Genomic DNA, 10,981 nt, shown 5'->3' on the forward strand with positions numbered 1-10,981 from the left:
ACGCGTGAGCCGGCACCCCAGCAGGGGGGGCAGCCGGAACACGTCTCCGAACCCGGAGCGGAATCCGCTGTGGGCCTGGGCAATGAACGGCGCACAAATGACCTTTGACAGGCGCGAGAGCAGGCGGCCCGCCTCGCAGCGAGGCACGCCCGCACCTCACGGCCCATCCGGAAGGCAGGAGTCCGCTTTTTCCGGGCCCATCCGCCTTGTTGGCTCAATTTCGCCTGGGTAACCTTGCCGATGATCAACTCGGCTACCTGCAAGAAGAGGGCTCTCCCCATGCGCAACCACACTCGGGCCGGCGTCGTACTCACCGCCTCGCTCCTCGCCGCCGCGGGCCTGGCGGCTCCGGCCTCGGCCGCCGGAGCCCGCAACGCGGGTCCCTCCTGCACCTCGCTCTCCAACGGAACCCTCTGCATCGGCATCATCGACGGCGGCCACACCGTGAACGTCGTGTACGGCAAGACCGGCGGCTCCCCGGTGACCGTGAAGTTCGGTTACCGCAAGGGCCACACGAAGCACCTCAGCAACGGGTACACGGTCAAGAAGGGCGACACGAAGACGTACAAGTTCAAGAACCAGAACCTGGGCTGCAGCACCATCTACGGTCTCCTGGCAGTCGCGGACCAGGGCAACTTCGAGACCCCGGGTCTGCACAACACCGGCTGCTGACCCTCCTCGCCGCGGGGCGCGGCCGGGGAAGAACACACGCCCGGGCGCTGTTGTTCCCGGGGAAGTCCGTCCGCGATCGCGGTCCCGTAACGAGGAGCCTGAACGTGAGCCTGTACGACATCCCCCTGCGCACCCTGAACGGTGAGCCGGCCTCGCTGGCCGATTACCGGGGCCGCGCCCTGCTGGTGGTCAATGTGGCGTCCAAGTGCGGCCTGACGCCGCAGTACGAAGGCCTGGAGCGGCTCCAGCGACAGTACGGCGACCGCGGTCTCAGCGTCCTCGGCTTCCCCAGCAACCAGTTCGCGGGCCAGGAGCCGGGCAGCGCCGAGGAGATCGCCACGTTCTGCTCGACCACCTACGGCGTCAGCTTCCCGCTGTTCGAGAAGACCGACGTCAACGGCCCGGACCGGCACCCGCTGTACACGGAACTCACCCGCACCGAGGACGGTACGGGTGAGGCCGGTGATGTGCAGTGGAACTTCGAAAAGTTCCTGATCGACGCCGATGGGAAGGTCGTGGGGCGGTTCCGGCCCCGGACCGAGCCCGAGGCCGCGGAGCTGACGCAGGCGATCGAGGCAGCACTGCCCGCCTGACACGGACTCTCAGGCGACGGCGGTGTCCGAGGGGGCATCCGGTGCGGCCGGACGCCCCTCCCCCTCGGCCTGCGTACAGGAACAGCCGTCGTCCGGCCGGGCCTCGGCGCGGGGCTCACAGGTGAGCCCGCATATGGCCTCGGGGCTCGGGTCGAGGCAGAGGTCGAAGGCGAGCAGCAGGCCGGTCAGCCGCAGCAGCCGCAGCACGCTCGGGCTTTCGGCGACGCCGGCCAGCCGCAGCCGGCCCGCTTTGGCCTCGACCCGGCGCCGGGTGCGGCACAGCATCGACAGGCCGCAGCAGTCGATGAAGGTCACGCCCCGTACGTCCAGGACGAGATCGGGGCAGCGCGCACCGGTGATCTCGTCGAGGCGCGCCGTCAACGCGGTCGTCGCCAGGATGTCCACTTCTCCACTCAGCTCCACCACCGTGGTCGCGCCCACCACGTGTTCCCGGCTCGCGAAGCTCCGCCTCTGGTCCACCATGCCCGTCCCCACCTCCGTGCCTGTGCGTGAGATGCCGCCGCACGCTGGCGGTGGAGACGTACGGAAGTTTGGGGACTCGCCCGTTGCGGCCCGGGCGGGGATGACCACCGTCGGCGTTCGGCATCCGCGCGGTGCCAGCCTCCGGCGGGGTCCGGGTCGTCGGCTGTGCCCTTACGTGTCTACGGCTTACCCGCTGGCCTCAGTGTCAGTCCGGACGGCACATACGTAATGAAGTTGTCTCAAACTCATGCCACGGGCCCGCGCGGTGGACATCTGCTCCCCGACGGCCGCGAGTGTGACGGCGGTCACGGCGGGCGGTGACGGTCCGACGACCGGTCACCGGGCGGGGCGAGGCGGGAAGAAGCGGCGACTGGGGCAGGAAGGGGGCGATCCGGCCTCCTTCCGGTCCCGAACCTCGGCCGAAGGACCGAGCTGTTTCAGGTCAGCACTTATCCCGGTCCCACATTTGGCGTACACGGCGTCTGCGCGCTCTTCTCGCCAATCGGGTGCAAGTTCACTCGTTCGGACGAACTGGAAGCAAGCTCGCCAATTTCGTCAATGCCGCCGGTGTCACCGATGTCGCCAACCCGTCGGCAGGGCGGGGCGGAACGCGTGCGGTACGCCACCGCCGGCATCCTCGGCGAAGGCGGCGCCGCGCCGTCCGTCACGCGCCGATGACCTGCAAGGCCCCCCACAGCGCCAGCGTCGACAGGACCAGACCCGCCGGGACGGTCAGCAGACCGAGCCGGGTGAAAGTGCCCAGGTCCGGGCCGTCGCCCCGGTCCTGGAGGATGCGCCGCCACAGGAGCGTCGCCAGTGACCCCACATACGTCAGGTTCGGTCCGAGGTTGACGCCGATCAGCACCGCGAGGACGGGCCCCGCGCCACTGTGCGCCGCCACGGGCAGCAGCGCCAGCACAGCGGGCAGGTTGTTGATGACGTTGGCGAGGACGGCGGCGAACACGGCCACGCCGAGGAGCGCGGGCAGCGAAGCGCCTTCGGGCAGCAGCCGGTCGACGGCCCCGCCGAGACCGTTGGCGACGACCGCCTCCACCACGACGCCGAGGGCCAGCACGAAGAGGCAGAAGAACGGGTTGGCCGCCCGCACGATGCCGGTCACGGTGGTCTCCCGGCGCGCCAGCGCGCGTATCCCCAGGACCAGCACGCCGGCCAGTGCCGCCCAGACCGGATTCAGCCCGGCGAAGGACGTCACGACGAACCCGGCGAGCGTCAGCGAGAGGACCACGAGCGCGAAGACGGGGAGCGGCGGAGCGGTCCGCCGCTCGCCCTCCTCCCCCGCGCGCACCTCCGCCACACGTACCTCCCCTGCGACCTCCCCTGCGGCCTCTCCATGCCCTGCGCCGTCCGTCAGCTCCCGCCGGAAGAACCGCCGGAACACCAGGTACTCGAAGGCCACCGCGACGGCCCACGGCAGCGCCATCAGGGCCGCGAACCGCGTGAAGGACAGCCCGGCCGCCCCGAGGGCCAGCAGGTTGGTGAGGTTGGAGACGGGCAGCAGCAGCGAAGCGGAGTTCGACAGGTGGGCGCAGGCGTACAGGTGGGGCCGGGCGCGGGCACCGGCGTGCGCGGCGGTGGCCACGATCACCGGCGTCAGCAGCACCACCGTGGCGTCCAGACTGAGCACCGCCGTGACCGCGGCGGCGAGCACGAAGACCCCGGCCAGCAGGAGCCGCGGCCGTCCCGCGCAGCGCCGCGCCAGCGCGGCGCCCGCCGCCTCGAACAGTCCCTCCCGCGCACACAGGTACGCCAGGACCAGCACCGCGGCCAGGAAACCGACGACCGGCAGCAGCTTGTGCACCTGCTCCCACGCGGCGCCCTGCGACACCGCTCCGACCAGTACGAGCAGGCCCGCCGCCGGTACGGCCGCCACCGCCTCGGGGGCGCCGCCCGGCCTCCGTACAGCGAAGACCAGGACGCAGACCAGCAGGAGGAGGGAGAGGATCTCGGCGACGGCGGTGCTCACCCCCGCAAACTACAGGGGTGATTCCGCGGCCCGGGATCGCCCCATTTAGGGTTGATTCGTACCCGTACCCGTACTCGTCTGCCTCGCCTGGAGCGCCCGCCATGCCGACACCGGCCGCGCACGACACCGAGATCGCCCTGCAGCCGCTGCGGCCCGAACACCTCCCGGCCGTCCTGGAGCTGGGCGAACGCGTCTACGACACCGACTCCATGCCGTACACCGGCTGGTCGCTGACCGCCGTCGCCACCCACCTCGACGCCTCCGTGCCCGCCTGCCGGGTCGCCGTGGCCGGTGACCGGCTGGCCGGGTTCGTGCTCGGCTCGATGACCTTCGAGCAGCGCGAGGACTGGGGCTACCTGGAGTGGATCGCGGTGGACCCGGACTTCCAGGGGCGCGGCGTGGCCGGACTGCTGGTGCGGGACTGCTGCGCCGTGCTGACGGAGGCCGGCGCCTCGTCCGTGGTGACCGACGTCGAGGTGAACAACACGGCGTCGGCGGCGCTGATGCGCCGCAACGGCTTCACCGAAGGCGTCACCGTCACCCTGTTCGTCCGGCCCGGCACCGGCGAGACGGGACACCGCGGCGGCATCTCCCTGCCGCACTTCGCCCGCACCGGCCGCCCCCGGCCCACCCGCCGCGACGGCCGCTGAGCCGAGGGGCGAGCCGTGACGGCCGCTGAGCCGGAGGGCGTGCCGTGACGGCCGGGACGCATGTTTCTCACCCGGTCGCAGGAGGTACCCGGTGGGCGCGGTGGCGAGGCCCGCCGCCCCGTGCCAGCGTGGCCGGGAGCCGACACAGCTGCCGACAGAGGCGAGGACGCGTCATGGAACGACCCAGAGTCCTGATCGTGGGCGGCGGCTTCGCCGGGGTGGAGTGCGCGCGGGGCCTCGAACACGGGCTGTCCGCCGAGACGGCCGAGATCACGCTGGTCACGCCCAACAATTACGAGCTGTACCTGCCGCTGCTGCCGCACGTCGCCGCCGGAGTGGTCACCCCGCAGTCGATCGCGCCCTCCCTGCGGCGGATCCTGCGCCGGACCCGCCTGGTGCCCGGCGGGGTGATCGGCATCGACACCGCGGCGAAGGTCTGCGTCGTACGGCTGATCACGGGCGAGATCACCGACATCCGCTACGACCGCCTGGTGCTGACACCCGGCAGCATCACCCGTACATTCGACATTCCCGGGCTGACGGACCACGCGCGCGGCATGAAGACGCTCGCCGAGGCCGCGTACATCCGGGACCACGTCATCTCCCAGCTCGACATCGCCGCGGCCTCGACGGACCCGGAAGAGCGCGCGGCGCGGCTCCAGTTCGTCGTCGTCGGCGGCGGATACGCCGGCACGGAGACCGTCGCCTACCTCCAGCGGCTCACCAACGCGGCCGTCCGGCGCTACCCGCGCCTGGACCCCAACCAGATCAAGTGGCACCTCATCGACATCGCGCCGAAGCTGATGCCCGAACTCGGCGACCGGCTCGGGCGGAAGGCGCTGGAGCTGATGCGGCAGCGCGGTACGGAGGTGTCGCTCGGTGTCTCGGTCGCCGAAGTGACCGAGGACTGCGTGCAGTTCACGGACGGGCGGGTACTGCCGTGCCGGACGCTGATCTGGACGGCGGGCGTGGCGGCCAGCCCGCTCATCGGCACGCTCGGGGCGGAGACCGTACGGGGCCGCCTCGTCGTCGACGCCGATCTGACCGTGCCGGGCATGGCGGACGTGCTGGCCTGCGGCGACGCGGCGGCCGTCCCGGACCTCACGAAGGGCGCCGGAGCGGTCTGCCCGCCCACCGCGCAGCACGCCCAGCGGCAGGGCAAGCACGCCGCGCGCAACATCATCGCCGAGCTGCGCGGTGGGCCGCGCGCGCCGTACCGGCACAAGGACCTCGGCCTGGTCGTGGACCTCGGCGGCATCGACGCGGTGTCCAAACCGCTGGGGTACGAACTGACGGGGCTGCCCGCCCAGGTGGCGGCGCGCGGCTACCACCTGATGGCGCTGCGCACCGGCGTCGCCAGGTTCCGTACCGTGGCGAACTGGCTGATCAACGCCACCGCCGGTGACGACTTCGTCCGCACCGGCTTCCAGGCCGAGAAGCCCGCGACGCTGCGGGACTTCGAGCGGACCGATGTGTATCTCTCGGCGGAGGATGTACGGGAGCGGCTGGCGGCGCACGGGGCGGGGTGAGTGCTGGGGTGCGTGCCGGGCTGCACGCCGGGCGGGTCAGTGGCTGATGTGCTCCTCGCCGGTTCCGGCTTCAGCTCCGGTATCGGCTCCGGCTCCGGAGCTGTCGGCCTCCTCGGCCGCTGCCGTGTGTGGCAGATCGCGCACCCCGAGCCGCAGGTGCTCGATGTGGTAGACGGCCTCGTCGAGGAGCTGGGCGACATGTGTGTCGTACAGGCTGTAGACGATCCGGCGGCCCTGCCGGGAGCCGGTGACCAGGCCGAGCGCCCGGAGCAGCCGTAGCTGGTGGGAGACCGCGGACTGCTCCATGCCGACCGCCTCGGCCAGCTCGCCCACCGGGCAGGGCCCCTGGCGCAGGCGGGTGAGGATCATCAGCCGCGACGGGGTGGCCAGCGCCTGGAGGGTGGCGGCGATGGTCGCGGCGGCGTCCGCGTCCAAATGTGCTGCCGGTGTGGTCCTGCCGTCGACTCCGTGTCCCATACGCCTCATCGTATATTCGGCAACACTTGAAGACGTCTTCATGTATTCGGTTATGGTGTGCGGGTCCCGTCCCCCGCTCCCCCGCGCCGAGGTACCGATGACGTCCACGTCCAGTCATGGCCGTACGCCCCTGCCCCCTACCGAGACCGCACCACCGGCCCCCGCCGCACCACCGACCGGCCCACGCCACACCCCCACCCTGCCGACGACGGCCGCTCCCCCGCCCCGCGCGCGCCGCACCCGGCTGTCCGCCCTCCCCGAGGTGCGCTGGGCAGCCCTCTCCGCCCTCGCGTTCCTGCTCGCCTTCCCCCTCGACCTGGCGGGCGCCCCGACCTGGGCGTGGGGTCCGCTGTACGCCGTGTGTTACACGGCCGGCGGCTGGGAGCCGGGGCTCGCGGGCCTGCGGGCGCTGCGCGAACGCACCCTCGACGTCGACCTGCTGATGGTCGTCGCGGCGGTCGGCGCGGCGGCGATCGGGCAGTTCCTCGACGGCGGCCTGCTGATCGTGATCTTCGCGGTCTCCGGCGCCCTGGAAGCGCTGGCCACCCGGCGCACCGAGGACTCGGTGCGCGGCCTGCTCGATCTCGCGCCCTCCACCGCCGTACGGCTGACGGCCGGCGGCCGGGAGGAGACCGTCGAGGCGGCCGCGCTGCGGGTGGGCGACACGGTGCTGGTACGCCCCGGGGAGCGGCTGCCCGCCGACGGCACGGTGCTGGACGGCGCGAGCGAGGTGGACCAGGCCACCATCACCGGCGAGCCGCTGCCGGTGGACAAGGGCCCGGCGGACGAGGTGTTCGCGGGAACGCTGAACGGCACCGGCGCGCTGCGGGTACGGGTCGGCAAGGACGCCTCCGAGTCGGCCATCGCCCGCATCGTGGCCATGGTCGAGGAAGCCGGCCGCACCAAGGCACCCACCCAGGTCTTCATCGAGAAGGTGGAGCAGCGGTACTCCGCCACCGTCGTGGCGGTGACCCTCGCGCTGTTCGCGCTGCCCCTGCTCCTCGGCGCGGACTTCACCCCGACCCTGCTGCGGGCCATGACCTTCATGATCGTGGCGTCGCCGTGCGCGGTCGTGCTGGCCACCATGCCACCGCTGCTGTCCGCGATCGCCACCGCCGGGCGGCATGGCGTCCTGGTCAAGTCGGCCGTGGCGATGGAGGGCCTGGGGGCGGTGACCCGGGTCGCGATGGACAAGACCGGCACGCTCACCGAGGGCACGCCACGGGTCGCCGGAGTACGCCCGCTGGGCGGCGTGAGCGAGGGCGGCGAGGGCGAGAGCTGCTCGGAAGGGGACGCCGCCAACGAGGGTGGCAGGGGCGAGAGTGGCGCCGACGAGGGCGGCACGGGCGCAAGCGGCACGCACGAGACGCAGGCACTCGCGTTCGCCGCGGCGGCGGAGCAGCCCAGTGAGCACCCGATCGCACGGGCCGTGGTCACCGCCGCACGGGAGCGTGGACTGCGGGTGCCCGGCGCGAGCGGCTTCTCGTCCGCGCCGGGGCGGGGCGTGCGCGCCGTGGTCGACGGGCGCACGGTGCAGGTCGGCAGCCCGGCCGCGCTGCTGAGCGCGGGGGCACCAATAAGCGGCGAGGGGCTCGCGGATGGCCGGGGGCACGAGGCACACGCCGTCGCGTCGGCGGATGACCGGCTGCGCGAGGCGCGCGCCGTCGCGTCGGAGGTCGAGGCCTCCGGGCAGACAGCGGTGGCCGTCCTGGTGGACAGCGCACCCATCGCCATACTGGCCGTTACCGACCGGCTGCGCCCCGGCGCCCCCGAAGCCGTGGCCCGGCTGCACCGACTGACGCGGACCGGAACCGGAACCGAGACCGGGACCGGGCGCGTACCCACATCCGAAGCCCGCGTCACCCTGCTGACCGGCGACAACGCCCGCGCCGCCCGCCGTACGGCCGAGGAGTGCGGCATCACGGACGTACGGGCCGGTCTGCTGCCGGAGGACAAGGTGGCCGCGGTACGCGCCTGGCAGGACGACGGGGCGAAGGTGCTCATGGTCGGCGACGGGGTGAACGACGCCCCCGCGCTGGCGGCCGCGCACAACGGCGTCGCCATGGGCCGGGTGGGTTCCGATCTGGCGCTGGAGACGGCCGACGCGGTGGTGGTCCGTGACGAGGCCGGTGCGGTGCCGACGGTCGTCGCGCTCTCCCGCCGGGCGCGCCGGCTGATGGTGCAGAACCTGGTCGTCGCGGCCGTGTGCATCGGCGCGCTGGTCACCTGGGACCTGGCCGGGCATCTGCCGCTGCCGCTGGGCGTGCTCGGGCACGAGGGTTCGACCGTCCTGGTCGGCCTCAACGGGCTGCGGCTGCTGCGCGCCTCGGCTTGGCGGCGCGCCGCGGATGACTGAGGGGCGTGCACGCCCGGCGTACGCATCAGCTCGTACGCCGGGCGTCACGCCACCTCACCCGGAGCCCGGCGCGCCGACAAGGGAATCCCTTGACCTCAACATTGGTTGAGGTCATAGCTTCTGGCATGTCGCCGGTCACCACGGCCCGCGATCGACCCGTGCCGACCACGCCGCTCCGGAGGACCGCGATGGACATGGAAGTCACCGCCTGGCATTCGCTGCACAGTGCCCTGAACGCGCAGCAGGACAGCCGCCCGTTCTCCCGCTCCACCCTGCGGCGCATCGTCGCCTTCGCCCGGCCGCACCGGCGCTCGCTGGCCTGGTTCCTGGTACTCAGCACGGTCACCGCCGTGCTGGCGGTCGCCACCCCGCTGCTCGCCGGCCGGGTGGTCGACGCCATCGACGGCGGCGAGGCGGCCGGGACCGTCCTCGGCCTCGCCGGACTGATCGCCGCCATCGCCCTGGCGGAGGCGGGCCTCGGCCTGCTGACCCGCCGGCTGTCGGCGAGCCTGGGCGAGGGGCTGATCCTCGACCTGCGCACCACGGTTTACGACCATGTGCAGCGGATGCCGGTCGCCTTCTTCACCCGTACGCGGACGGGCGCCCTGGTCAGCCGGTTGAACAACGATGTGATCGGCGCGCAGCGGGCCTTCAGCGACACGCTGTCCAGCGTGGTCGGCAACGTCGTGACGCTGCTGCTGACACTCGTCGTGATGCTGAGCCTGTCCTGGCAGATCACGCTGATCGCGCTGGTGCTGCTGCCGGTGTTCGTGCTCCCCGCGCGCCGTGTCGGCCGACGGCTGGCCGGGCTGCGCCGGGAGGCCTCCGACCACAACGCCGCGATGGGCACACAGATGACCGAGCGGTTCTCCGCGCCGGGCGCCACCCTCGTCAAGCTCTTCGGCCGCCCGGCCCGGGAGTCCGCCGAATTCGCCGCCCGGGCCCGGCGGGTGCGGGACATCGGGGTCCGTACCGCGATGGTCCAGACGTACTTCGTCACCGCACTGACCCTGGTCTCCGCCCTCGCGCTGGCCGTCGTCTACGGACTCGGCGGCTTCCTGGCCCTGCGCGGCCACCTCGAAACGGGCGCGATCGTCTCGCTGGCCCTGCTGCTGACCCGCCTGTACGCGCCGCTGACGGCGCTGTCCGGCGCGCACACCGAGGTGATGAGCGCGCTGGTCAGCTTCGAGCGGGTCTTCGAGGTACTCGACCTGAAGCCGCTCATCGAGCAGAAGCCGGACGCCCGCGCGGTGCCGGACGGGCCGGTCACGGTGGAGTTCGACTCCGTGCGCTTCGGCTACCCGTCCGCCGACAAGGTCTCCCTCGCCTCCCTCGAAGAGGTGGCGACCCTGGACACCCGGGGCGGCGCCGAAGTGCTGCACGACGTCTCCTTCCGCGCGGAGCCCGGCCAGATGATCGCCCTGGTCGGCTCCTCCGGCGCCGGCAAGTCGACGATCGCCCAGCTGCTGCCGCGGCTGTACGACGCGGACACCGGCGCGGTACGGATCGGTGGCGTCGACGTACGCGATCTGACGGCCGACTCGCTCCGCGACACCCTCGGCATGGTGACCCAGGACGGGCACCTCTTCCACGACACGATCCGCGAGAACCTGCTGCTGGCCAGGCCGGAGGCAGGCGAGGAGGAGCTGTGGGACGCGCTGCGCCGCGCCCGTCTGGACGGCCTGATCGCCTCGCTGCCCGACGGCCTGGACACGGTGGTCGGCGAGCGCGGCTACCGGCTCTCCGGCGGTGAACGGCAGCGGCTGACCATCGCCCGCCTGCTGCTCGCCCGGCCGCGCGTGGTCATCCTGGACGAGGCCACCGCCCATCTGGACAACACCTCCGAGGCGGCGGTGCAGGAAGCGCTGGCCGAGGCCCTGGAAGGCCGTACGTCCCTGGTCATCGCGCACCGCCTGTCGACCGTACGGGCCGCCGACCAGATCCTGGTGGTCGAGGACGGGCGGATCGTGGAACGCGGCACCCACGACGCGCTGCTCGCGGCGGGCGGGCGTTACGAGGAGCTGTACCGCACCCAGTTCGAGCAGGCGCAGACCTCCGCCGAACGCGCGGCGCGCGAAGCGGCCGAGCCCGCCTCGGCGCACTGACCGGCGCGCCGCTCGCGCGCCGTGGGGGGCCACCCCCCCACAGGGGGCCCCAAAAACACCACCCCCCCCCCCCCCCCCCCCCCCCCCCCCCGCCCCCCGAAACCCGAAAAAAAAAAAGCCTACCCCCCCGCC

The 10,981-nt window shown here is 72.6% G+C and carries 9 protein-coding genes; 6 read left to right on the forward strand and 3 right to left on the reverse strand.

The annotated features are described in order from the left end of the window. The first annotated feature begins 279 nt into the window (after window positions 1-279). Both ACZ53K_RS38680 and ACZ53K_RS38685 read left to right on the forward strand, forming a co-directional pair. Complete coding sequence (locus ACZ53K_RS38680) at window positions 280-672, forward strand: hypothetical protein (RefSeq protein WP_468846614.1); 393 nt, start codon at window positions 280-282, stop codon at window positions 670-672. A gap of 104 nt (window positions 673-776) precedes the next feature. Further along, a complete protein-coding gene (locus tag ACZ53K_RS38685) occupies window positions 777-1,265 on the forward strand; it encodes a glutathione peroxidase (RefSeq protein WP_468846616.1) in 489 nt (162 codons plus the stop codon). Window positions 1,266-1,274: 9 nt separating this feature from the next. Here the strand turns inward: ACZ53K_RS38685 and ACZ53K_RS38690 are convergent, their stop codons facing one another. Further along, complete coding sequence (locus tag ACZ53K_RS38690; protein WP_468846618.1) at window positions 1,275-1,748, reverse strand: STAS domain-containing protein; 474 nt, start codon at window positions 1,746-1,748, stop codon at window positions 1,275-1,277. Window positions 1,749-2,412: 664 nt separating this feature from the next. Next, window positions 2,413-3,732, reverse strand: a complete 1,320-nt coding sequence (locus tag ACZ53K_RS38695) for an SLC13 family permease (protein ID WP_468846621.1) — start codon at window positions 3,730-3,732, stop codon at window positions 2,413-2,415. 101 nt (window positions 3,733-3,833) lie between these two features. Here ACZ53K_RS38695 and ACZ53K_RS38700 point away from each other — a divergent pair, with 101 nt between their 5' ends. Both ACZ53K_RS38700 and ACZ53K_RS38705 read left to right on the forward strand, forming a co-directional pair. Beyond that, window positions 3,834-4,382 (forward strand): GNAT family N-acetyltransferase, encoded by a 549-nt coding sequence (locus ACZ53K_RS38700; protein ID WP_468846624.1) that lies wholly within the window; start codon window positions 3,834-3,836, stop codon window positions 4,380-4,382. A gap of 173 nt (window positions 4,383-4,555) precedes the next feature. Continuing rightward, window positions 4,556-5,911 carry an NAD(P)/FAD-dependent oxidoreductase gene (locus ACZ53K_RS38705; RefSeq protein WP_468846626.1) on the forward strand — a complete coding sequence of 452 codons (1,356 nt, stop codon included), beginning with the start codon at window positions 4,556-4,558 and terminating at the stop codon, window positions 5,909-5,911. A gap of 36 nt (window positions 5,912-5,947) precedes the next feature. Here the strand turns inward: ACZ53K_RS38705 and ACZ53K_RS38710 are convergent, their stop codons facing one another. Further along, window positions 5,948-6,388 carry an ArsR/SmtB family transcription factor gene (locus ACZ53K_RS38710; protein WP_468846629.1) on the reverse strand — a complete coding sequence of 147 codons (441 nt, stop codon included), beginning with the start codon at window positions 6,386-6,388 and terminating at the stop codon, window positions 5,948-5,950. A 97-nt stretch (window positions 6,389-6,485) separates the two neighbouring features. On the opposite strand from ACZ53K_RS38710, the gene ACZ53K_RS38715 reads away from it, so the two are divergent. Then, window positions 6,486-8,744 (forward strand): HAD-IC family P-type ATPase, encoded by a 2,259-nt coding sequence (locus tag ACZ53K_RS38715; protein ID WP_468846632.1) that lies wholly within the window; start codon window positions 6,486-6,488, stop codon window positions 8,742-8,744. 188 nt (window positions 8,745-8,932) lie between these two features. Continuing rightward, on the forward strand, window positions 8,933-10,849 hold the full coding sequence (locus tag ACZ53K_RS38720; RefSeq protein ID WP_468846635.1) for an ABC transporter ATP-binding protein: 1,917 nt from the start codon (window positions 8,933-8,935) through the stop codon (window positions 10,847-10,849). The last annotated feature ends 132 nt before the right edge of the window (window positions 10,850-10,981 follow it).

The organism is Streptomyces sp. NPDC033221, from assembly GCF_055577005.1.

Excerpts from the sequence above, each read along its gene's own strand:
- ACZ53K_RS38680 (WP_468846614.1), top strand. The coding sequence starts at position 280 with ATGCGCAACCACACTCGGGCCGGCGTCGTACTCACCGCCTCGCTCCTC.
- ACZ53K_RS38690 (WP_468846618.1), bottom strand. The coding sequence starts at position 1,748 with ATGGTGGACCAGAGGCGGAGCTTCGCGAGCCGGGAACACGTGGTGGGC.
- ACZ53K_RS38700 (WP_468846624.1), top strand. The coding sequence starts at position 3,834 with ATGCCGACACCGGCCGCGCACGACACCGAGATCGCCCTGCAGCCGCTG.
- ACZ53K_RS38705 (WP_468846626.1), top strand. The coding sequence starts at position 4,556 with ATGGAACGACCCAGAGTCCTGATCGTGGGCGGCGGCTTCGCCGGGGTG.
- ACZ53K_RS38710 (WP_468846629.1), bottom strand. The coding sequence starts at position 6,388 with ATGGGACACGGAGTCGACGGCAGGACCACACCGGCAGCACATTTGGAC.
- ACZ53K_RS38715 (WP_468846632.1), top strand. The coding sequence starts at position 6,486 with ATGACGTCCACGTCCAGTCATGGCCGTACGCCCCTGCCCCCTACCGAG.
- ACZ53K_RS38720 (WP_468846635.1), top strand. The coding sequence starts at position 8,933 with ATGGACATGGAAGTCACCGCCTGGCATTCGCTGCACAGTGCCCTGAAC.